The 22,327-nt window shown below is 67.0% G+C and carries 20 protein-coding genes and 1 pseudogene; 5 read left to right on the plus strand and 16 right to left on the minus strand.

The genetic code is table 11. The features are described from left to right. The first annotated feature begins 16 nt into the window (after positions 1 to 16). Positions 17 to 484: a CBS domain-containing protein gene (locus tag ASB57_RS12420; RefSeq protein ID WP_057652516.1), complete on the plus strand. Its 468-nt coding sequence runs from the start codon at positions 17 to 19 to the stop codon at positions 482 to 484. Here ASB57_RS12420 and dusA read toward each other — a convergent pair. Beyond that, positions 430 to 1,506: a tRNA dihydrouridine(20/20a) synthase DusA gene (gene dusA, locus ASB57_RS12425; protein ID WP_082621569.1), complete on the minus strand. Its 1,077-nt coding sequence runs from the start codon at positions 1,504 to 1,506 to the stop codon at positions 430 to 432. The two genes, ASB57_RS12420 and dusA, sit on opposite strands and share 55 nt — an antisense overlap. Positions 1,507 to 1,643: 137 nt before the next feature. On the opposite strand from dusA, the gene ASB57_RS12430 reads away from it, so the two are divergent. Then, complete coding sequence (locus tag ASB57_RS12430; RefSeq protein WP_057652517.1) at positions 1,644 to 2,630, plus strand: homoserine kinase; 987 nt, start codon at positions 1,644 to 1,646, stop codon at positions 2,628 to 2,630. Positions 2,631 to 2,669: 39 nt separating this feature from the next. Beyond that, a complete protein-coding gene (locus ASB57_RS12435; protein WP_057652518.1) occupies positions 2,670 to 3,473 on the plus strand; it encodes a BPSS1780 family membrane protein in 804 nt (267 codons plus the stop codon). Positions 3,474 to 3,482: 9 nt separating this feature from the next. Here ASB57_RS12435 and ASB57_RS31870 read toward each other — a convergent pair. From ASB57_RS31870 to ASB57_RS12480, 10 genes and pseudogenes are all read right to left on the minus strand, one after another. Then, a pseudogene (locus tag ASB57_RS31870) lies at positions 3,483 to 3,770 on the minus strand (hypothetical protein); the annotation flags it as partial. Beyond that, positions 3,698 to 4,594 carry a type II secretion system F family protein gene (locus ASB57_RS12440; protein ID WP_057652519.1) on the minus strand — a complete coding sequence of 299 codons (897 nt, stop codon included), beginning with the start codon at positions 4,592 to 4,594 and terminating at the stop codon, positions 3,698 to 3,700. The pseudogene ASB57_RS31870 and the gene ASB57_RS12440, both read right to left, overlap by 73 nt. Before the next feature lie 37 nt (positions 4,595 to 4,631). Beyond that, positions 4,632 to 5,477, minus strand: a complete 846-nt coding sequence (locus ASB57_RS12445; RefSeq protein ID WP_057652520.1) for a type II secretion system F family protein — start codon at positions 5,475 to 5,477, stop codon at positions 4,632 to 4,634. Next, positions 5,474 to 7,180, minus strand: a complete 1,707-nt coding sequence (locus tag ASB57_RS12450) for an ATPase, T2SS/T4P/T4SS family (protein WP_057652521.1) — start codon at positions 7,178 to 7,180, stop codon at positions 5,474 to 5,476. The genes ASB57_RS12445 and ASB57_RS12450 overlap by 4 nt, the downstream gene beginning before the upstream one ends. A 7-nt stretch (positions 7,181 to 7,187) precedes the next feature. After that, positions 7,188 to 8,612: a type II and III secretion system protein family protein gene (locus tag ASB57_RS12455; protein WP_082621571.1), complete on the minus strand. Its 1,425-nt coding sequence runs from the start codon at positions 8,610 to 8,612 to the stop codon at positions 7,188 to 7,190. Further along, positions 8,609 to 9,550 carry a Flp pilus assembly protein CpaB gene (cpaB, locus tag ASB57_RS12460; protein ID WP_082621572.1) on the minus strand — a complete coding sequence of 314 codons (942 nt, stop codon included), beginning with the start codon at positions 9,548 to 9,550 and terminating at the stop codon, positions 8,609 to 8,611. The genes ASB57_RS12455 and cpaB overlap by 4 nt, the downstream gene beginning before the upstream one ends. A 6-nt stretch (positions 9,551 to 9,556) precedes the next feature. Next, on the minus strand, positions 9,557 to 10,063 hold the full coding sequence (locus tag ASB57_RS12465; RefSeq protein WP_057652523.1) for a hypothetical protein: 507 nt from the start codon (positions 10,061 to 10,063) through the stop codon (positions 9,557 to 9,559). Between the two features lie 160 nt (positions 10,064 to 10,223). After that, positions 10,224 to 12,479, minus strand: coding sequence for a pilus assembly protein TadG-related protein (locus tag ASB57_RS12470; protein ID WP_057652524.1), 2,256 nt, complete (start codon positions 12,477 to 12,479; stop codon positions 10,224 to 10,226). Continuing rightward, positions 12,476 to 12,712 carry a hypothetical protein gene (locus ASB57_RS12475; RefSeq protein WP_197425114.1) on the minus strand — a complete coding sequence of 79 codons (237 nt, stop codon included), beginning with the start codon at positions 12,710 to 12,712 and terminating at the stop codon, positions 12,476 to 12,478. The genes ASB57_RS12470 and ASB57_RS12475 overlap by 4 nt, the downstream gene beginning before the upstream one ends. A gap of 344 nt (positions 12,713 to 13,056) precedes the next feature. Next, entirely contained in the window at positions 13,057 to 15,366 is a 2,310-nt protein-coding gene (locus ASB57_RS12480; protein WP_057652525.1) for an FdhF/YdeP family oxidoreductase, read from the minus strand. A gap of 233 nt (positions 15,367 to 15,599) precedes the next feature. Here ASB57_RS12480 and ASB57_RS12485 point away from each other — a divergent pair, with 233 nt between their 5' ends. Together ASB57_RS12485 and ASB57_RS12490 are read left to right on the plus strand one after the other, a co-directional pair. After that, complete coding sequence (locus ASB57_RS12485; protein WP_057652526.1) at positions 15,600 to 17,057, plus strand: PLP-dependent aminotransferase family protein; 1,458 nt, start codon at positions 15,600 to 15,602, stop codon at positions 17,055 to 17,057. Positions 17,058 to 17,089: 32 nt separating this feature from the next. After that, on the plus strand, positions 17,090 to 17,437 hold the full coding sequence (locus ASB57_RS12490) for a helix-turn-helix domain-containing protein (RefSeq protein ID WP_231755411.1): 348 nt from the start codon (positions 17,090 to 17,092) through the stop codon (positions 17,435 to 17,437). 164 nt (positions 17,438 to 17,601) lie between these two features. On the opposite strand, the gene ASB57_RS12495 is transcribed toward ASB57_RS12490, so the two are convergent. The 5 genes from ASB57_RS12495 to ASB57_RS12515 form a co-directional block, all read right to left on the minus strand. Beyond that, positions 17,602 to 17,733, minus strand: a complete 132-nt coding sequence (locus ASB57_RS12495; RefSeq protein ID WP_057652527.1) for an entericidin A/B family lipoprotein — start codon at positions 17,731 to 17,733, stop codon at positions 17,602 to 17,604. Between the two features lie 162 nt (positions 17,734 to 17,895). Beyond that, on the minus strand, positions 17,896 to 18,432 hold the full coding sequence (gene ppa / locus ASB57_RS12500) for an inorganic diphosphatase (RefSeq protein ID WP_057652528.1): 537 nt from the start codon (positions 18,430 to 18,432) through the stop codon (positions 17,896 to 17,898). A 99-nt stretch (positions 18,433 to 18,531) separates the two neighbouring features. Further along, positions 18,532 to 20,196, minus strand: a complete 1,665-nt coding sequence (locus ASB57_RS12505) for a heme biosynthesis HemY N-terminal domain-containing protein (protein ID WP_082621573.1) — start codon at positions 20,194 to 20,196, stop codon at positions 18,532 to 18,534. Positions 20,197 to 20,199: 3 nt separating this feature from the next. Further along, on the minus strand, positions 20,200 to 21,417 hold the full coding sequence (locus ASB57_RS12510; RefSeq protein ID WP_057652529.1) for a uroporphyrinogen-III C-methyltransferase: 1,218 nt from the start codon (positions 21,415 to 21,417) through the stop codon (positions 20,200 to 20,202). 49 nt (positions 21,418 to 21,466) lie between these two features. Then, positions 21,467 to 22,255 carry a uroporphyrinogen-III synthase gene (locus ASB57_RS12515; protein ID WP_057652530.1) on the minus strand — a complete coding sequence of 263 codons (789 nt, stop codon included), beginning with the start codon at positions 22,253 to 22,255 and terminating at the stop codon, positions 21,467 to 21,469. Positions 22,256 to 22,327 lie beyond the last annotated feature (72 nt).

Raw genomic sequence — 22,327 nt, forward strand, 5'->3', positions numbered from 1 at the left:
CTAGGAGGAACTCATCATGTTGAAAGTCAGTGAAATCCTGCGCGTCAAGGGCGATACGCTCTTTACCGCCACGCCCGACACGCCGGTGGCGCGCGCGGTCGAAATCATGGCCGAGCAGGACATCGGCTCCGTGGTCATCATGGAATCCGGCCAGCTCTGTGGCATGCTCACCTTCCGTGAAATCATGCGCCATGTGCATGCCAGCGGCGGCAATGTGGGCAATGCCACCATCCGCAGCATCATGGACGACGCGCCTGTCAGCGTCACGCCCAACACCAGCGCGGACGAAGTCCAGCGCCTGATGCTCGAACGGCACGCCCGCTACATCCCCGTCATGGACGGCCCGATGCTGATGGGCGTGATCTCCTTCTACGACATGGCCCAGGCCATCGTGGCGGCCCAGCAATTCGAAAACAATATGCTGAAGGCCTATATACGCGACTGGCCCATGGACGAAGAAAACGCGGCCGCGCCCAAAGCCTGAAAATCCTGCTCGTCGTCCTCGACGGTTTCCGTCGCCATGCCGCCGCGCTGGCGCGGATCGTGCAGGGTGCGCCAGGCTTCGTAGATCAGGCCGGGATCTTCGTCGCGCAGACGCGCCGCGTCGGACAGGATGCGGCGCCAGCGGCGCGCGCCGGATTGGCCATTGACCAGCCCCAGCAGCGGCCGCACCAGGATGCGCAGGGGCACGCCCTTGGCGACCTGGCTGGCGGCGTAGCGGGTCATCGCGTCCACCACCTGGGCATCGCCCGGCAGGGGCAGTGACGGCCACAGCTGGTGCGAGATTTCCGAAAGCACGCGCGGGGTGTGCCAGGCCGCGCGGCCCAGCATCACGCCGTCGAAGCCGTCCAGCGCCTCCAGGGAAGGCTGGGCCTGGTCCAGGCCGCCGTTCAGCACGATGGTGCAGTCGGGGAAGTCCTGTTTCAGGCGCAGGGCGTCGTCATAGCGCAGCGGCGGAATCTGGCGGTTGTCCTTGGGCGACAGGCCCTTGAGCACCGCATTGCGGGCGTGCACGATGAACACCCGGCAGCCGATGTCATAGAGCTTGCCGACGAAATCCCGCGTAAAACCATACGACTCGTCATAATCCAGGCCCAGCCGGTGCTTGACGGTCACCGGCACATCCACGGCGTCCTGCATGGCCTTCATGCAATCGGCCACCAGATCCGGCTCGGCCATCAGGCAGGCGCCAAACGCCCCGCGCTGAACCCGTTCGGACGGACAGCCGCAATTCAGATTGATTTCGTCGTAGCCCCATTGACGCCCCAGGCGGGCGGCCTGGGCCAAAGCTTCCGGTTCGCTGCCGCCCAGCTGCAGGGCCACCGGATGCTCGGTTTCGTCAAAATCCAGATGACGCGACACGTCCCCGTGCAGCAAAGCACCGGTGGTGATCATCTCGGTATAGAGGCGCGCCCGCGGCGCCAGCAGTCGGTGGAAATAGCGGCAATGCCTATCCGTGACATCGATCATCGGAGCAACGCACAGCCGCCAGTCGGGAGCAGACACAGGAAATCATCCAGTAAAAATATGGGTGTATTTTACGGCCTGGGCCGGCGCCCGGGTCGACGAGGGTGCGCGGTAGTCTAAAATTGCGCCGCCTGCCCTGCCACCATGGGCGTTTCCTCACCCTCATACCTGATCCGATGGCTGTATTCACGACCGTAACCGACAACGACGCCCGCGACCTTTTGCAGGGCTACGACCTGGGCGAATTGGTATCGCTGCGCGGCATTACGGCAGGCATCGAAAACACGAATTACTTCCTCACCACCACTGGCGGGGAATACGTGCTGACGATTTTCGAGGTGCTCACCTACGAGCAGTTGCCGTTCTACATAGAACTGATGCACCTGCTGGCCGAGCGTGGCGTACCGGTGCCGCAGCCGCAGACGCGGCATGACGGCACGCGCATGACCCGCCTGCACGGCAAGCCCTGCTCCATCGTCAGCCGGCTGGACGGCGGCTATGAGCCCGCCCCCGGCGTCGAACACTGCCGCCTGACAGGCGCCACCCTGGCGCGCGCGCACCTGGCGTCGCGCGACTTTTCCATGCGCCAGCCCAATCTGCGCGGCCTGCCCTGGCAACTGCAGACGGCGCCTACGGTCCGTCCCTTCCTGGACGCGGAGCAGGACACCCTGCTTACCCAGACCCTGGACGAACTACAGCAATTGTCGACAACACCGGCCTGGCAGGCCCTGCCGGTCGGGCCGTCCCACTGCGACCTGTTCCGCGACAACGTGCTGTTCACCGGCACGTTCGAGGCGCCCCGCATGGGCGGTTTCATCGATTTTTACTTCGCCGGTTGCGAAAGCTGGCTGTTCGACGTGGCGGTCAGCGTCAACGACTGGTGCATCGACCGCGCCAGCGGCGCCATCGTGCCGGAACTGGCGCGAGCCTGGTTGCAGGCCTACGCGGAAGTCCGGCCCTTCACCGATGAAGAGCGCCAGCTCTGGCCCACCATGCTGCGCGCCGCCGCCGTGCGCTTCTGGCTGTCGCGTCTTTTTGATTTCTATCTGCCCCGCCCGGCCCAGACCCTCAAACCGCACGACCCGCGCCACTTCGAAAGAGTGTTGCAGTTGCGCCACCGCGTTGCTCCCGAGGCCTTGCCCATCAGCGGCGTGGCCCCATAATTAAGCTACGTATATCTTCTGGCAGCGTAAGTAAGACACATGCAAGCAGCATCCCTTCCCGCGACCGCAGGCTGGCATTGGGCCCGTGACGGGTTCCGCCTGTTCATGCGACAACCGCTACCCTTGTTCGCATGGGCGCTGTTCATCAGCCTGATGGTCCTGTTCGCGACCTACACCCCGCCCGTGGGCCCCTTGTTTTTTGTCGCCCTGATGCCGGTGGTGACGCTGGTGACGTTGTCGGCCTGCAAGCACATCGAGGCGGACCGCACCATGCTGCCGTCGATGTGGCTCAAGCCCTTGCTGAAGCCGGGCGTGTTCAAGAAGCTCATGATCATGGGCCTGAGCTATGCCGTCCTGTGCCTGCTGGCGGGCCTCCTCGCTTTCATGCCCTTCGCCAGCGCGCTGACCGACGGCATACGAGCGGCATCCGTGACGCAGGACCTGACCCCTTTCCTGATGGCGGTGCGCGGGCCCTTGCTGGTGTTCGCGACGCTGTACGTCATCATCGCGGCCATGTTCTGGCACGCGCCGGTGCTGGTTGCCTGGCATGGGGTGCGCCTGGGCCAGTCGCTGTTCTTTTCGGGCATCGCCTGCTGGCGCAACAAGTGGGCCTTCCTGGTCTACGGCTTGACGTGGGTGGCGGCTTTTCTGGCCATCAGCTATTGCTCCGACCTGCTGGTTGCCCTGGGCTTACCGAAGCAAATGGTCGGCATCCTGCAGATTCCCGTCAATATCGTGGCGGGCGGCGTGCTTTACAGCAGCTTCTACCCGGCCTATACCTCCGTCTTCAATATCAATAACGCCAGCCTGCAGTTCGACGACGGAGAGCGCACGGAGGCATAAGGCCAGCCGGCGCGGTGGCAGGCCCGCCACGACCTTGATCACCCGATTGGCGCGGTCAAGGAAAAACAGGTCCAGCGGATAGCGCATGCCCAGCGTATGCACCGCCCGGCACGGGTAGATCCACACCCCCAGTGCCCGGCGCGGCGGCGGCCGTCCGGCCAGGCCGCGCAGGCGGGCGCACCAGCGCCGCAGGGGCCACAAGCGCAAACGCCCTGGTGCTTGCCTCATTGCAGCGCGTCCCGCAATTGCACGAAGATAGGAAAGCCCAGCACGACGAAGGTGCAGGGAAAGATGCATGCCAGCAGCGGCAGCAGCATCTTCACGGGTGCCCGCATCGCCAGGCGCTCGGCGCGCTGGAATCGCTCCTCGCGCCGCTGTTGCGCCTGCGTGCGCAGGATCGGCCCCAGGCTCATGCCGAGGCTGTCGGCCTGCGCCAGCGCGGCGACCAGGATACGCACGCCGTGGATGTCCGTGCGCAAGGCCCACGCGCGCATGGTGTCCAGCCGCCCCATGCCGGCACGCATGTCGCCCAGGGCCCTTTGCAATTCATCGCGCAGCGGACCCGCCGGCCCATACTCCACGGCCTGCTGCAAGGCCCCCTGCAGATTCAGGCCGGCTTCGACGCACAAGGTGGTCATGTCGAGCAGGAAAGGCAATTCCTTTTCCATATGACGCGCGCGGTCGCTGGCGCGGACCCGCAAGGCGCGGGTCGGCAACCAGGCGCCCAGGGTGGCCCCCAGCAGACCGGCGCCGGCCACGGTCCACCCGCGCGCGGCCCCTGAAACGGACGCCGCCGCCAGCCAGAAGTCGGCCAGCAACAACGCACACACGCTTATGGCGGCCGCGCTCAGATGGCGGGCCGCGGCCACGTGCGCGGGCGTCAGCAGGCGATGCAGCCCCGTGCGCTCCAGCACCTTGCGCAAGCGGCTCCGGCTGCGCCAGGACAGATATAGCCAACCTCCACGCGCGACCCGGTCCAGCCAGGGCCAGACGGCACGCCATAGCGGCGGCAGCGGCGGGCGCTCAGCCTCCCTCCCCCACAGCAACACCAGCCAGCCGCGCGCCAGCAGCGCCAGGCAAGCGACACACACCGCGGCCAGCAGCGCGGCAATCAGCAGCATGCGGTCCTCCGTGAAGGTCGAGTCATGGCATCCTCCTTCAGATATCGATATCCACGATGCGCCGTATCCACCACACGCCCACGACTTCGAGCACCGCCACGACCGCCAGGACGGACCAGCCGAGCGCCGTGTGCCACAGCGGCTGCATGGACGCGGGGTCCAGGCAGGCCAGGATCACGGCCATCCCCGGCGCCAGCAGTCCGACCACCCAGGCTTGCAGGCGGCCTTGCGCCGTCAGGGTCTGGACGCGCGCACGCAGCTGCTGCCTGGCCCGCAACATGGCGCCGATACGCTCCAGGGTTTCGGCCAGGTTGCCGCCGCTATGCGAAGCGACGCGCAGCGCCGACACCAGCAGTCCCGTCGCTTCAGACGGCAGGCGTGCCTGCAGATTGCCGAGGGCGGCATCGAAGGACAGGCCCAGCCGCTGCTCGCGCAACATCAGGCCGAACTCCTGCGCCAGTGGCGGCGCCGACTGTTCGACGATATGGCGCAAGGCGGCAGGCACGCTGGCGCCGGCGCGCAGGCCGCCGGCCAGGGCCTGCAAGGTGTCCGGCAGTTGCGCATCGAAGCGCGCATGACGCTGCCTGCGCAGGCGGCCGATAAGCAGATGGGTCGCGCGGATGGGGGCGATCCCGCCCGCCAGGGCCAGTACCACGCTGCCGGTCAGGGCATAGAGCAGCCCCGCGGACATCACGCACAACAGGACGTTGGCGGTCCACAGCTGGCGCGCGTCGACGAACAGGAATACTTCGCTGAGCCGCAGGCCGGCCTCGTCGGTGTATATCCGCCGATAGCGCGTGAGCGCCGCGGCGAACCAGCCGTAGCTCAGGCTGCATGCCAGCATGGCCGACAGCGCCGCGCCTGCCGCGATGAGCCACGTCATGACGCCAGCCTCTGGCCCGGCACCAGCGGCGGCCGGGCGTTGCGACGATCGAACAGGCAGGCCTGCGGCGCGCGGCCTTCTTCGCGCCAGCGGTCCACCACGCGCGGCGCCAGCGCGCAGCCCTGGAAATAGCCCGGCCCGCTGCGGTCGAACTGGAAGATCTCCTGTGTCTGGATGCAGCCGCTTTCCATGCCCGTGATCTCCGTGATGGAAGTGATTACGCGGCGCCCATCCACCAGCCGCGCCTGCTGCACGATGATGTGGATGCTGGAGGCGATGTGTTCGCGCACCGCCGCCAGCGGCAGGTCCATGCCCGCCATCAGGATCATGATTTCCAGGCGCGCCAGGGCGTCGCGGGGACTGTTGGCGTGCAGCGTGGTCATCGACCCTTCGTGGCCGGTATTCATCGCCGCCAGCATGTCGAAGGCTTCGGCGCCGCGGCACTCACCGACGACGATACGGTCCGGACGCATGCGCAACGCATTGCGCACCAGGTCGCGGATCTCGACGCGTCCGCGCCCTTCCTGGTTGGCGGGGCGGGCCTCCAGGCTGACCAGGTGGGCGTGATGCAGGCGCAGCTCGGCGGCATCCTCGATGGTCACGATGCGCTCATCATCGGGAATGGCATTCGACAGGATGTTTAACAGGGTGGTCTTGCCGGAGCCGGTGCCGCCCGCCACCAGCAGGTTCACTTTCTCGCGCACGCATTGGGACAGGAACGCCGTCATCGCATCGTCCAGCGACCCGATCCGTTGCAGGTCGTCCATCGTCAAGGCGTGGCGTGGAAACTTGCGTATGGTCAGGCAGGCGCCTTTCAGGGCGATGGGCGCCACCACCGCATTGACCCGCGAACCATCGGGCAGACGGGCATCCACCATGGGCGCGCTTTCGTCGATACGCCGGCCGATCGGCGCGACGATTCTTTCGATCACGCCCAGCACCGCCTGCTCGCTGCTGAAGACGGCGCCGTGGCGCAGCAGGCGGCCCTGGCTTTCGATATAGATCTCATCGTGACGGTTGACCATGATTTCACTGATCGCGGGATCTTCCAGCAAAGGCGACAGCGGACCCAGTCCCACCGCTTCATCCAGCACCTGGCGCAGCAAGGCCCGCCGGTCGGCCTGCGGCGGCAGGCGGGTGTCGTCACGCACCAGGTCTTCCAACAGGCGTTGCGCTTCGCTGCGCAGCATCGCGTCGCTCATCCTGGCGACGTCCCGGCGGCGCAGATCGAGCGCGTCCAGCAGGGCCGCATGCAGGCGGCGGCGGTGCGGCAGCATGTCGGTCGCCACGTGATCGGGCGCGTGGTCCTCTTCGTCCTGGCTGCCGGCATCGTCCAGCGCCCGTCCCATGACGGGCACCAGGCGGACGACCGCGCCGCCCTCGGAGGGCGAAGGCTCGCCTTGCACGACCGGCTGGCCGAGCAGGCGCACACGGATCAGGCAGGGTCCCACCAGGATCTCGTCCGTGGGTCCCAGCGGACCGTGCTGGGCTATCCGTTGACCGTTGACCAAAGTGCCCGCCAGCGAACCCAGGTCGTCGATCATGATCCCCATCGCCACTACCGACAGGCGCGCGTGCTCACGGCCCACGCGCCAGTGCCGCAAACGTACGTCGCAGTGGGCGCCACGGCCCAGCAAGACCGGCGGAGCCAGCCGCACCAGGCGATTCGCGCCATCATCGAAATGCAAGTCCAGTTCCAGCATGGCATCCTCAAGGCAAGTCGGCCAGGGCCGCGTCGGTTTCCGTGTCGGTTTCCGTGTCCTTGTCCGTGGCCCATTGGGAGCCCTGGCCGCCATAGGGGTCCCAATGTGTCGCCGCGGCAGCGGCGGCGCTGGCGGGCGCCAGCAAGCGGGGCACGGTATCGAATGCCTCCCGCAGCAAGGCCTGGCCGCGCCTGACCGTCTCCCGCATGGACGGATCGTGGCGCGCCACCACCGTCGGCGTGACGAAGATGGCCAGCTCCGTTTCCTGCAGTTCGTCACGGCGGCTGCCGAACAGACCGCCGATCCAGGGCAGGTCGCTCAGCACCGGCAAGCCCGACTTCGCGCGCACTTTGCGGCGGGACAGGAAGCCGCCGATGACCAAGGTGTGGCCGGAACGCACGTTGAACTCGGTGACGGCCCGGCGGGTTTTCAGCGCCGGCCCCGCTGCCGACAACAGCGTAGCGTCCACCGAACTGGCTTCGACTTCGATGCGGGAGCGCACGGCGCCGCTGGCGGCGATGGAGGGCGTGACCCGCAGTGACACGCCATAGGGCTTGAATATCGTCTTCGCCTGCCCGTCGCGGCCTGTCGTGGCGTAGGGAACCTCACCGCCCGCCAGGAACTCCGCCGTCGCGCCGCTGCGCGCCAACAGCCGGGGCTGGGCCAGGACCACGGCGTCGCCGGACTGGGCCAACAGGTTCAGGCGTGCGCCCAACACGGCGTTCAGCCCCAGATACCCAGCCATGGGCGCGGCGCGCAAAGGCGTGGCGAGGGGCGCGCTGCCCGGCCGGTCCTGCAGCCTGCTGCTCGACACGGCATCCAGGCTTAAGCCCGTGTACAAACCGCCTTCGGTGACGCTATCCCAGCGCATGCCCAGCTCGGACAAGCGTCCCCGTGGCAGTTCGACCACTTGCACATCCAGCTGGACCATGCGGTCCCAGCCGACCTTGCCGGTAAAGTCGAGCACCTGCGGGTAGCGTTCCGCCAACGCCGCCACCCGCGCCTGATCGGCGTCGCTCAGGTCGTTGCCCTCGATCACGACGTGCTCACCCACCGCGACCGCGCGCGCGCCGGGAATGCGCGCGAGCAAGGTGTCGATTTCCGCGCGGGCGCTGTGCGTACCGGCGGGCAGAACACGTAACCGATAGGCGGTGCGCCGGCCTGCCGCCCAGATATGCAGCGCGGACTCGCCCGCCGTCCTGGCGAACACGATGACGTCGCGGCCATCCGCCGCCAGGGCCTGGAGCACGCGCCCGTCACCTACCGCCACCCGGCTGACACCTTTATGCGACAACACGCGCGTATCGCCGACGAGCATGGTGAGGGTCTGCGTGCGCTCGGCCGCCGGGGCCTGGACGCCTTCGCCGACAGCGCTAAGGCTGATGCCTCCTGCGATGCAGAAGATCGCAAGCCGCAGGCTTGGGAATCTCATGGCCGGCCTCCAGTGGCAGTTTGTGTCTTGGAATGCGGATCGGGGTGCGTCCGGCTGACCAGGCCTTGGGGCAGCGGCGCGTCGAACAGGCCCGCCGGCGCTGCCCGCGCCTTGTCCTCATCGTCCGTGCCGTCGCCGCCCATCTGATCGCCATACAGAATGGCCACGACTGGCGCGGGCCGCTCCACCTCCACGCCAAGCAAGCCGGCAAGATCGCCACGCGCGGCGACGGTGGTCGCCTGTTCATCGCGGTGATGTCGAAGAATGGCGGTAATGGTGCCGTCCTGCCGCGCGGCCACGAGTTTCACGGCATCCTCGGGCCCTGCATCCAGCGTGATGGTCGAGAACGCCGCGCCGTCAGCGCCGCCGGCCTGCTGGCCCAGCGCCTCCCCTTCCCGCCCCGCCTGGCGACCCGTGGCCAGCACGCGCACGCCCTGCAGCAAAGGCGCGGTAATACGGCGGCGTTGGTGTTCGAAGGACACGTACAGATCCAGCAGGTCACCCGCCTGCAGCATGCCTGACAAGGAATTGATGTCGTCCACCGGTATCGTGATGGCACGCCGCCCCGTCGCCACCCGGCGCGACAACGCCTGCGGCCCGGCGCTGGCCAGATGCGCCGCGAGCAGCGGTTCGCCGGCACGCAGGCCATGGGTCAACACGCTGCCGCTGATGCCGTCCGCGTACTCCGGCGGCACGCTGCCGCTGACGGCCCAGGTCTGCGGTATCTCCCGTACGGCCAGATGGCCATCCTGGATCACCAGGCCGGCGTCAAGATCGACGGCGGCCACCACCCGCGGCACCGTGGGCACGCGCAGCTCGGCTTCGATCTGCGCGATACGGCCCTGGATGTGATGGCGGGCCGCCCAGGCCGATGCCATGCCCGTCATCACGGCGATGGTGATCATCGCCCAGCGCTGTTCCGGCATTAAGTACGCCATGATCGCTTACTCCAGCCAGTCCAGCACGGTGACGATGCCGCTGCCGCCGCCTTGCTCGACGACGACAATGGAGAGGTGCGTAGCTGCCTTGACCCAACGCGCGGGCAGAGCCGCATCGGGGTCGCCGGCCTGCCAGCCATCGCCTTGCAGCGTCGCCCGCAGGCGCACGCGCAGTTCAGCGGGCGGGGTGCCATGCGACCAGACCTGCTGGCTGCCGCTCAGCCGCGCTTCACGCCAGCGGACATCGAAATGCAGCCGGGCGCCGTCGGGTTGCCACGGCACCGCCGTCGGCGATGGCGCGGTGCGCTCCAGCGATAGACGGGACAAGGTGCCGTGCGTCCAGCCGTCACCGTTGTCCCTCATGCGTGCCGCCCAATGCGATGCCCCATCATTGCCCGACAGGATCACCAGCCCGGGCGCCACCAGCAGATCGCGCAGTACCGGTTTGTGCCTGGAAAGCCATTTCGCGATTTCACGTACGTCGCCCGGCGCCTCGAACAGCCATCCGGTCATTGTCTGTCCTTGCACCTGCAACTCGTCGCCGGTCGACACGTAACGTCCCCCAGGAGGCAAGGGAGGCAACGGCGGCAATGAAGGCGGCGGCGCTGCCCACGCTGAGCCCGTCGCGATCGACATTCCTGCTGCCAAGGCCACAGTGAACGATGGCTTCATGTCATTCCCCCGCCCTGGCGTAGGCGTCACGCCAGGATGCCTGCCTGGTCCGGCGGGCCGCACGCAAGCGCTCCGCGGGCACGAGGTCAGCCCACCGCGTCAGCCAGTCGAATTCGGGCGCTGAACGCCCCCACCCCGCATCGATGCGATTCAAGGCCAGTGCCACGCGCCGGCCTGCACGGCGCGTCCGGTCCGCCGCTTGGCGCCAGGCCGCCCGGTGACCGGCGATGCGGGCCTGCGCCGCGCGATCGCCGGTGGCGTGCCCCGCACCGCTGATCAGCGCCGTATGCCGGCGCAGGACGCCCGCGCCCGTCGCCTCGCCTTGCCGGACGGCATGCGCGCCGGCATGGACCGCCAGCAAGCCATCGTGCGCCATATTCCAATCGCGCCGCAGGTCCGCGGTGACAGCGCCGCCCGGCATTGAAAACCCGGACGCCACTGAGGGCAGCGCCGTGTCTCGAAACAGATCCATGGCAGCCGCATTGTCGACGTCATCGGGTGACCCGCCAGCGTGCTCCCTGGCCCCTTGCGCGGCGTGAAAGGCCTGCGCGCGGCTGGCATGCGCGGCGCGCAAACCCAGGCCGTGCCATTCACCCAATAAAGCGCCACCGGCCGCCAGCGCCAGCAGTAGGCCCATGACCAGCCAGGTTTCCAGCAATCCAAAGCCGCGTTGCTTACGACGCCTTGCGTGCCGGATACCGTTGCGGGAGCCGTTGTGAAAGCCCTCTCCGCAATCGCTCTGGCAACGGTCGCGGCGTTGCCGTTGCCGGCGCGCGCCTGATGGACGCCTTGCGCTCTGCCGGCCCTGGCCACGAACCGCCACAAGATGCGCCTGCCAATAAGGACGGAACAGGGTCGCAATTTCTTCGCGGCCGTCGTCGCGCGGCTGAGGGCGCACGAAATACGTCTCCGCCGCGCTGGTCACCGTGACGTGTTCGTCGGCGTCCAGTCCGGCATAGGCGTAGCGCCCGCGCGGATGGACAGCGGGAATGACCGGATCGCCTGAGGCCCGGCCTGGCTGCAAACTCGGCTGCGAACTTGCCTGCGAATCCCGCTGCGAACCGGCCTGCAAACCGGCCTGCAAGGCAGGCAACAAAACCGCCGGCTGCCGCAACACGATCTCGAAGCCCGCGGGCCGGGCCGCCCGCTGCAAGGGCACTTCCGCGTAAGCCGCCATCCCACGGCCATGCCAGCGCTGCCGCTGCAGGCGGGCATAGGCGTGCGCCAGCGGATTATTGTGGCCATTCAACAGATCCCAACCGGCGTTTTCCTGGACCCAGCGCCAGAAACTCTGGCGCGAGAAATCCGCCGGCGCGTGCGGCGCGGTTTCATCGGCAACCTGCTTGCCGGGGTTGCGCACCTTGCCCCAGCCCATTGCGTACTCTCTGTAGTAGCAGCCGATGTACTTGTTGGAACGCAAGGCATGATGCGATTGCGTATCGACGGACTCCCACGTTCCTTCACGCGTCAGGGAGGTGCCGCCCATGCGCCGCAGTTGATGTCGCAGCGTCGGACAGAGGTAGCTGACCGGCCAGGGATTCATGGCCAGGCCCCTGCGCGGCCCCAGGAAAGCGTAGCGGTCGGTCGCGCGCAAGACCAGGGGCCGAAACGTCCCGTCCCGCCGCCCGGAATAGCGCTGCACGAATCCCGGCCAATGATCGTCGGTGAAAGCCAGCGCCAGACGATCGCGCTGGATGGCGGCGCCCAAGGCGGGGCGGGGCCACTCCGGATAGTTTGCCTGCAACACCGTGCGCATGGTCCGTTGCCGCGCATCCGGCAAGTCCCGCAGCACGGCCTGCGCGGCGCGCGACAACACATCGTGCACCAATGCATCGTGACGCGCGTGGGCCTCGGCGAAACGATCCAGCGCCCCCGCCACGCCATCGATGCGGACCGCGCTGGCATAGGCCATGGCGTGCGTCGGTCCATAGAACATGGCGATCAACATGCCCGGCGGATTGCCACGGCGAAAGCGTGCTGACTCGTTCCGCGCGAACTGCGCCCAGCTGGCCAGGGTGGCGATGTGGGCCAATGCGATCTGATGCGCGGCCTGGGTGCGATTGATGTACGCCAACAGATTCAAGGCGCGCGCCTGCACCAGCGCGCCGCTGTATGCGGCCGCGTCTGCCGCGTGCGTCAGGCGCACGCGGGCAGCCACGGTATTGCCATGGTCGTGCAAGGCCACCAGCGCCATGACCCCGACTGACACGAGGCCCAGCGCCAGCGGAATGGCATAACCGCGCGCCCGCGTTTTCACTTGCCGCCTCCCGCCGCGGCGTTATTGGTGAAAGACTTGAGCGATTTTTCCTTGAGCTGGCCAGTGGTCTTGGCGGCGGCCGCCCTTGCCCGCTTGCTGGCCTCGGTCCCATCCTCGCCCGCCAGTTCGCGGGCCATCGCGGCGGTCTGGGTACGGACGACTTGCCCGAAGAGCTGATAGACCGCGATGGCAGCGACCGCCACCAGGGCCACGACGACGACATACTCCGTCATGCCCTGGCCCAACTGCGAGAGTCGTCCCAGCAACGTCGTGGAGCGCCGTGGCACCGGCAAGACCGGCGCGCAAGCCGCGGGCAAGGGTTGGAGAAACGCACCTCGTACCGCCAGGAACAAGGCGGTGAAAGCGGGCGGATAAGGTGGTCCGGAGCGACACCTTGGCGCGTGTCCCGGAGGAAAGCGATCGGCCGGCGTCCGAGCTATGGTCTGAGCTGGTCCCCACATGAAAGTCCCCAAAAGAAATGGAAGGGACTTCAGTGTGGGCGCGTCCTCCGCGGCCCGCTATCCGCAAATTCCGACGTGGGCAAAAGCATCCAGACGGAGAACGCCGCTGGACGACGTCAATGCGCGCTGGACCGACGCAGCCTGACCGGTATGGATTTCGACGTGGGCGTATTCGATACATCGCCGACGCTGTTGAGCGGCACCAGCGGATTGGTCTCGGGATAATAAGCGCCCAGGCAGCCTTGCGGAATGTCGTACTCGACCAGCAGGAAGCCGTCGGCGCGACGTTCCACGTCATCGTCCCACACGGTGAAGAGGTCGACTCGCTCACCGGCCTGCAGGCCCATGCGCGCCAGATCCGCCTGGTTGATGAACAAGACCCGGCGCTGGCCGAACACACCGCGATAACGATCGTCCAGCGCGTAGATCGTGGTGTTGTACTGGTCGTGCGAACGCGTGGTCATCAACACCATCACTTCATCGCCGAAACGCTGGCGCGCGCGATGGATAGGCGTATCCGTTTCGATCTGCGCCACGATGAAATTGGCCTTGCCGCTGGCGGTCTTCCAATCGCGCTCGCGCGAGGCCACGCGCAGATGGAACCCCCCCGGCTGCGCCACGCGCTTGTTGTAATTCTCGAAACCGTCGAACACGGCTTCGATGGCATCGCGCACGCTGGCGTAGTCATCCGCGTAATAGAGCCAATCCACCTTGCCGCTGCCCAGCGTGGCGTGCGCCATGTGCGCGACGATGGCCATTTCCGACATCAGGTTGGGCGATGCCGGCTTGTTCATGCCGTAGGAGATATGCACCATGCTCATCGAATCTTCCACGGTGACCCCTTGCGCCACGCCACCGCGCATATCGATCTCGGTGCGCCCCAAGGTAGGCAGGATCAAGGCTTCCTTGCCGTGTATCAGATGGCTGCGATTCAACTTGGTGGTGATATGCACCGACAGATCGCAGCGGCGCAAGGCTTCCCACGTCCGCGGCGTATCCGGCGTGGCCATGGCGAAGTTGCCGCCCAGGCCGATCAGCACCTTGACGTGCCCTTTTTCCATCTCCTCGATGGTTTCCACCACGTCGTAACCATGTTCGCGTGGCGGTTCGAAGTCGAACACGCGGCCCAGCCGGTCGAGAAAGGCCTGGGTCGGCTTGTCCTCGATGCCCACCGTGCGATTGCCCTGCACGTTGGAGTGCCCGCGCACGGGACACAGGCCCGCGCCTTCGCGGCCGATATTGCCCCGCATCATCATCAGATTGGACAGCATCTGCACGGCAGCCACCGAATTCTTGTGCTGCGTCAGCCCCATGCCCCAGGTGGCGATCACCCGCTTGCCGCCCACATAGATACGCGCGAGGTTCTCGATCGCGTCGCGGGTCAGCCCCGACTCCTGCTCCAGGGGGGCCCAGTCCTGCGCCCGCAGATCCGCGGCGAAAGCGTCGAAGCCGGCGGTGTGCGCCAGGATGAAATCGATGTCCAGCACCCGCTCGGTGCCCGCTGCCGACGCTTCGTCGTCCAGTTCAAGCACCCGCTTGGCCACGCCCTTGATCAAGGCGAAGTCCCCGCCCAGGCGCGGCTGCACGAACGTCGTGGCGATGCGCGTGCCTTTCATGGTCAGCATCTCGACCGGGCTCTGCGGATCGGCGAAGCGCTCCAGGCCACGCTCGCGCAGCGGATTGATGGACACGATGGTCGCGCCGCGGCGCGCGCACTCGCGCAGCTCGCCCATCATGCGCGGGTGATTGGTGGCCGGGTTCTGGCCGAAGATCAGCAAGGTATCCGCGTGCTCGAAATCATCCAGCGTCACCGTGCCCTTGCCGATGCCAACCGTGCCGGGCAGGCCACGGCTGGTGGCCTCATGGCACATATTCGAGCAGTCGGGAAAATTGTTGGTCCCGTACATGCGGACCATCAATTGATAAAGGAAAGCCGCTTCGTTACCGGTCCGGCCCGAGGTATAGAACGACGCCTGGTCGGGATCGGGTAGCCGCTTGAGATGGCTGCCAATCAGCTCGAAGGCCTGCTCCCAGGCGATGGGCACATAGCGATCGGACGCCGCGTCGTAGACCATGGGATCGGTCAGGCGGCCATGCTGTTCCAGCTCGTATTCGCTTTGGGCCATCAGCTCGGTGACCGTATGGCGCGCGAAGAAATCCGGCGTCACGCGCTTGGTCGTCGCTTCCGCCGCCACCGCCTTGACGCCGTTTTCACAGAACTCGAACGTCGACGCATGTTGCCGGTCCGGCCAGGCGCAACCCGGGCAGTCGAAACCGTCAGGCTGGTTCTGCCGCAGCAACGTGCGGTAATTGCCGCCCGACACCTTCTCCTTGATCAGGTTCACGGCAACCGCTTTCAGCGCCCCCCAACCGGCGGCCGGATGGTGGTAGGGCTCGATGCGCGTCTTCTTGCTCGGGGTATCCATGCGTATTTCCTGGGGACGCCGCCATACGGGATCGCGTGCGGACGTCTGATGGGGCAAGATTACGCGCGCGCCCGGCGCGCAAGGTGTACACCTGCACGCGCAAAAAAAGAGCACAGTTGGAAAATTGAGCCTAGAATCTTGAAACTGTGCTCTGAATCAATTGCTCTGAGTCAATTCCTTTGGCGGCAATCCCCCTGGGTGATCCGCCTTATCGTGCCCGTTGTGACCCGCTCATGAAGCTGTACCAGAAGCTCGCCGCCGAACTTGAACATCAGATCGGCAGTGGTGTCCTGCATGCCGGCGACAAACTTCCGTCGATCCGCCAGACTCACCAGCAACACGGCCTGAGCGTCACCACCGTGGTCCGCGCCTATTCCCTGCTGGAAAGCCAGGGCCTGATCGAAGGGCGCCCCCAATCAGGCTATTTCGTGCGCCATCGCGACGCGACCACGCCGGTCCCCGATGCCGGCCTGGCGCCGTCCCGGTCGCAGCCCGCGTCCGCGCCCGTCGACGTCAGCCGGCTGGTGCTGACCACCTTGCGCGCCATCGGCAGCGGTAGCGCGGTGCCGCTGGGTTCGCCCTACCCCGATCCGCGCCTGTTTCCCTTCCAGCGCCTTAGCCGTCATGCCCACGCGATCAGCCGCCAGTCCCCGGCGCTGGGCGTGCCCGACGAACTGCCGCCCGGCAACCCGGACCTGATACGCCAGATCGCCCGCCGCTACCTGGAAACCGGCGCCCGCGTCGATCCCCGCGAAATCATCGTCACTCTGGGCGCCACCGAAGCGATCAATCTCTGTTTGCAGGCCGTGGCCAAGCCGGGCGACACCATCGCGGTGGAATCGCCCACCTACTACGCCATGCTGCATGCGATCGAACGCCTGGGCATGCGCGCGCTGGAAGTCGCCACCGACCCCGAAACGGGTATCGACGTGGACGCGCTTGCCGACATCCTGGGCCGCCAGCGCGTGGCGGCCTGCATGGTGATGCCCAATTTCCAGAACCCGTTGGGTTGCCAGATGCCTGACGCGAACAAGCGGGCCCTGGTCGAACTGGCCACGCGCCATGACATGCCCATCATCGAAAGCGATGTCTACCAGGAACTGCATTACGGCCCCACCCATCCCGGTTCGCTGAAGATGCACGACCGGCGCGGGCTGGTGCTGCACTGCGCGTCCTTTTCCAAAAGCCTGGCGCCTGCCTACCGCATCGGCTGGGCGATGCCGGGACGCTACCGCGACCAGGTCGAAAAACTGAAGTTTCTGAATACGCTGACGACGCCATCGATCCCGCAACGCGCCATCGCCGAGTATCTGCAGCATGACGGCTACGAACGCCATCTGCGCCGCATGCGCAAGATGCTGGCGCAGCAGGCGCGCATGATGATGGCCGCGGTGCAGCGCTTCTTCCCGGCGGGCACGCGCACGTCCCATCCGCGCGGCGGCTATGTCCTGTGGGTGCGCCTGCCGCCGCCCCTGGACGCCATGCGGCTATACCGCCTGGCGCTGGCCCGGGGCATCACCGTAGGCCCCGGTCATATGTTTTCCATCGGCGACGGTTACCATAACTTCATCCGGCTGAACTATAGCTACGCATGGTCACCGGAAATCGAAAAAGCGCTGGTAACCTTAGGCAAACTGGCCGCGTCCTGCCTACGCGAGGAAACGGCCACTGCAAGACCACCGAAACGCTGAAATGGCCCCCTTCGGTGCACCAGGAGTCGATCTTGAACGGCCCACAAGATACCCCCTCGGACCGCAAGGATGGCGATGTGCCGAGCCTGCCCCCGTCGATGCCGCCGGCCCTGGCCACGGGCGCTGACGGCGACAATCTGGATCCCGCCCTTGCCGCCCTGCTGCAAGCCTTCTGGGACACCCACCAGGAAGCGCCCGGCAAGCGCCTGTCGCTCGCGCGTTTGAGCAAGCGGGCCGACCTTCCCATGAGTACCTTGCGCCGCATGCTAACGGAGCTGGAAGACGCGGGCCTGCTGACCGTAGCCACGGACGAGGATGGCACCGGCAGCGTCGTGCCCAGCCCCGAATTGCTGGGGCTGATCGAAGACGTGTTTGGTTAAGCCCCGGCTTGGTCTATCCCATTCGAGTGCTTCTTACCGAGTCGCCAGGCGGCCCCGGGCACCGATTCGGGTCCTGAGCCTGGGCGCCACCAGGCATCCTCCGCCCAAGAAAATGCCACCCGTCAGGGTGGCATTTTCAAAACACCCGGCGAAAGGATCGCCGCTTATTTTTCCGCGGCATTGCTGATGGCACTGCCGGCACGGCTGATATCCCTGCCAGCGCCCGCGACTGTATTGCAGCCGGTCAGCACCAACGCGAAGACCACGGAAACGGCCATGATGATTTTCGAACGCATTATGCGATCTCCTAGCAATAGAATGCGCCGGCGCCCGCAACACCGCCGCGCCAGCGCCTGAATCATACGATTTCACGCGCCATCCGCCCAGCAAAAAACCGCAAGGCCGGAACGGCGCCTTGCGGTTTGTGGCTTGCGGGCCAGGCGCCAGGCGCCTGCGGCTTACTTCTCGCCCTTGTTGTAGCGCTCGACGCTGGAGACGATCTCCTGGTGCGCGGCGTCCACGCCCTTCCAGCCCTTGACCTTCACCCACTTGCCCTTTTCCAGGTCCTTGTAGTGTTCGAAGAAGTGCTGGATGCGGCTGACGTCCTCGACCGGCAGGTCTTCATAGGACTTGATGTTGCGGTAAGGGGGATAGAGCTTTTCCACCGGCACGGCCAGCAGCTTGGCGTCACCACCGGACTCGTCGTCCATTTCCAGCACGCCGATGGCGCGGCACTTGACCACGGCGCCGATCTGGATCGGGAACGGCGTGAGCACCAGCACGTCGGCCGGGTCACCGTCTTCCGACAGCGTCTGGGGGATGTAGCCGTAGTTGCACGGATAGTGCATGGCGGTAAGCATGAAGCGGTCCACGAAGATCGCGCCCGTGTCCTTGTCGACCTCGTACTTGACGGGATCGGCGTTCATGGGGATTTCGATGATGACGTGGAACTCTTCCGGCAGCTTCTTGCCGGGGCTAACGCGATCGAGGCTCATGGTTCTAACCTTTGGTCTGATTGATCTGAAGACGGTTTCGAAAAAATACGTGCGGTGGTTTCAAGGCAGCGGATGGCGGCGGGTCACGGTGCGGCGCGCTCAGACGCCACCCGTCGTACCGCCACCGGATTTGTCACCGCGGGGCTTGTCATTGGCGGCCCCGGCCTGGCCGCTGGACCGGTCGCCGTGGTCGCTGCGGTCTCGGACAGCGCTGCTGCCTGATGGCGATTCACGGGTCTCCGGCGGAACTTCGTCCAGCCCCGCCACCGGCAGCGGCGCGCTGTCGAAATAATCGTCCAGTTCGGCGGGCGGCTCAACGTCGACCGCGTAGGGATCGGGCGGCAGGACCGTCGGATCGGCCAAACCTATCTCGGTCAAGGACCGGGCGTCGGGATCCAGCACGTAATCCGCTGCCGGAGCAAAGTCGGGCACGGGATCGTGCACCACGCCGGCTACCGGCGCCGGGGCTTCGGACGCTTCCGACAGGAAACCGCTTTCGGCGTCCAGATGGCGCGGATCGTCGTGCATGTCGGCCGCCGGCAAGGCCTCGTCCACCGCCAGCACGGGCAAGGCCACGCCCATGGCGACGGCGGTCGCCAGACGCCAGTGGCGGGCGGCGTCCGTCGGACGGTCCAGGCGGTCGTAGAGACTGCCCAACAGCGCATGCGTGCCCGGCGAGGCGCGGCGGCTGACGCTGCGCAGAAGATAGCGTTCGGCCTGCCCCCACAACTGGCCGACCAGGCACAGGGTACCCAGCGCGGTCAACAGGTCAGGATCGGTAGGACGTTGCTGCAACCACGTCTCGGCGCGCTGCAGGCGACGCGGCACCTGCAAGGCATCGCAGCGGGCATAAGCCGCCACCAGACGGGGATCGAACTTGCGCGCGATGGCCGCGTCCAGGATGCGGGCGGCCTCGTCGCCCTCGCCCGCCGCCTCGAATACAGACGCGGCCGCCAAAGCGATTTCCGGCAGCACGCGCTCGTCGGTCTTCATGTCCTTCCAGATAGCGCGCCAGCCGTCGCCACCGGCGGCGGCCGTCAGGCGCGCCGCGCCGGCCAGATCGATCACGTGCAGCGCTTCGTCCTTGTCCATGGCGCCGCGCCGCAACAGCCCGCGCGCCAGCGTGAACACGCGGTCATGATGGTTCAGCGCGCGCTCCGCGCGCAGCAACAGGCGCAAGGTGTGCAGATGGCGGGCGCCGCCGTCCTGCAGGGGCTCCAGCACCTGCAAGGCCTGTTGCGGCCGGCCCTGTTCCAGCAGCATGTCGGCGCTGACCGTGGCCACGGCTTCGATCAGGCCGGGATCGGTGCCGGCGTGCTCGCGCGCGCGGTCCAGCATCACGTCACGTCGGACGAACTCGCCCAGGCCCTGGGCCGCGCGGGCGGCTGACAACGCCGCCAGCACCCGGCGATTGCGCGCGCGGGTCTGGTCCAGCAGTTTGGTGAGATCTTTTTCAGCATGGGCGAAGCGGCCTTCCAGCAAGCCGATCCAGCCGCGCTCCAGCAATTCGTGGTCACGCGCCTGCGCGCGTCGTCCGCGCCAGGCCCGCACCCGCTCCGGGATCGCCAGCAGCCACGCCAGCAAGCGCAGGCCGACATAGATGGCGAGGAACAGGCCGACCAGCAGCAGTACCGCCAATGTCAGCGACATCTCGATGCGGTAAGGCCAGACCAGGATCAATACGTTGCCCGGGTGTGCGCGCAGCACCACCGCCACGGCAACCGCGACAACCGCCAGCAATAACGTCCAGAACCAGGCGCGCATGGATCAGTCCCGTCCGCGCGAGTTGGCGCCGGCCGCACCGGCCGCACGCAAGGCGGCGACGGCGCTCAGGCTGTCACTGACGTCAGGAACCGGAACGGAGATTTCCGTCTGCATCAGCTCGCGGGTCAGGTTCAACGCCGCCAGCGTATCGGCGGAGCGGCGGTCGAAATACGTGTCCAGCGTGCGGTTGACCGTCTCCAGCTCGCCCTTCCAGATGGCCGGCTGACGCATCAGCAGGGACAGCTGGACGGACAGCAGGCGTTGGCGCAAGGTCGAGCGCAACTGCAGCGCCTGTTCCGGCGACAGCAGCAAGGCCGACGGCTCGTCGACGCGCTGCACGCGGATCAGGTCGCCCAGTTCGCGCACCAGCGCCGAGCCACCGCGGGCCGGCCAGGAGGCGATTTCGGCGCGCCAGCGCTGCCACCAGGCGGCGTCGGCAGGCAGGGTCTCGGCTTCCGGCGCCGCGGCCACGGGTGCCGCGGCAGGCGAGCCAACGGCCGCCAGGCCAGGCGCGAGCATCCCGGGAGCCACCGCGTCGGGGGCCAGCAAAGGCGCTTTGCCGACCAGGGTCACCAGGCGTTCGATACGGGACGACTGCGCCGGAATGTCGACGGTCGGCACGGCGCGCAGGCGGTCGAGGTCGCCATTGATGGTCTGCTGCAGGCTGGCGAAGCGCGGCCGGTCGGCGCGCGCCAGGCGCGCTTGCGCGGTTTCCAGGGCGACGATGGCGTTGCTGACATTGCCCGCCAGGCGCAATTGCTGGTTGGCGATGGTCAACGTGCGCTCGACGTCATTGGCCAGCACGTCGTCGCTGGAGGTGTCGTTGAAGGCCTGCCAGGCCTGCTCGAGGGACGCATATTGGCTCTGCGTTTCCTTGAGCGTGTTTTCCAGGGCGGCGGCCCTGCCCGCCTGCGCCTGCGCCAAGGCCAGGGCTTGCCGGGTGTCGGCGCGCGTCTGGGTCAGCGCGCTGTTCAAGTTGTCGATGCGGGTGGCGACTTCACGGCCGGCGGCCAGGAATTCGCGGCGTTGCATATATAGCGCTGCCGCCAGCACGATCGCCAGCACAATGACGACGACCAGGGCGGATACGGCGGGGGAGACACCGCTCTTGCGCGCTGGGCGCGACGGCGGAGCGGCTGCGGGCTTGCCCGCGGAAGGCGGCGTGTTGCCGGCGGCGGCAGGAGGCACGACCGGCTCGGTGGCAGGGGTATTGTCTGTCATGGGGACGATTGTATTCGCTCGGAATGCGAAACGTGCATGTAGCGGGCTTTCAGGCGGAAACAAAAGCTTCAAAGAGTGCATCATTGGACGAAACCTGCACGCTTATGGCATTCAAAGCAATCCCCTCCTGGCGCTCCAGGCGTTGCGCCAGGACGGGATGGGTGACGATGAAACGGCCGCCGCGCCACCAGGGCAGGACGCCGGCCCGGACGACATTGGCCAAAACGGCGGCTATGCCCTCCCCGCTGGTAAGCAGCCAGACCGGCATGGCATCCGTGTCACGCCAGTCCTGCAACTGGGCCAGCGCGGCATCGTCCCATTGCGCGGGGGTGCGGCGATAGGCCGCGTGCGCCAGCACTTCCGCGCCGGCTTCGCGCAACCGGTCCGCCAGCCAGTCCCGCCCCTCCGTACCGCGCACGATCAGCACGCGGCGCGGCAATGGACCGCGCCGGCGCAGTTCTTCCCACAGGGCTTCGGAATCATGGCTGGGGGCATCGGGACCGGGGTGGATGACCGTGGCGGCATCGAAGCAGCCGGTGGCGCGCAGCGCGGCGGCGCTGCTCGGCCCGACCGTGGCGGCGAGGCAGGACGCCGGCCAGGACGGCACGCCGGCGGGATCGGCCCGGTGCAGCTGCTCCAGATAATGCCGCGCGGCATTGCCGCTGACGAATACCGCCAGATCGTAATCCTGGGGGCGCGGCAGGCGCTCGGGCGGGCAGGCCTCGGTCGTCAAGGCCAGCGCGGGCCAGTCGCGCACCTGCCAGCCGGCAGCCGTCAGGCGTTGCGCCAGTGCTTGGTTGCTGCCCTCGGGCCGCGTCAGGACTGCGATATCGGACATGGCTGAAGCATAAACGCAATGGACAAGCACGGCTTGAATCCACGCTTGTCCATAGAAAAGGCCGGCGCGGGG

The sequence above is a fragment of the Bordetella sp. N genome, assembly GCF_001433395.1.
Taxonomy (GTDB): Bacteria; Pseudomonadota; Gammaproteobacteria; order Burkholderiales; family Burkholderiaceae_B; genus Bordetella_C.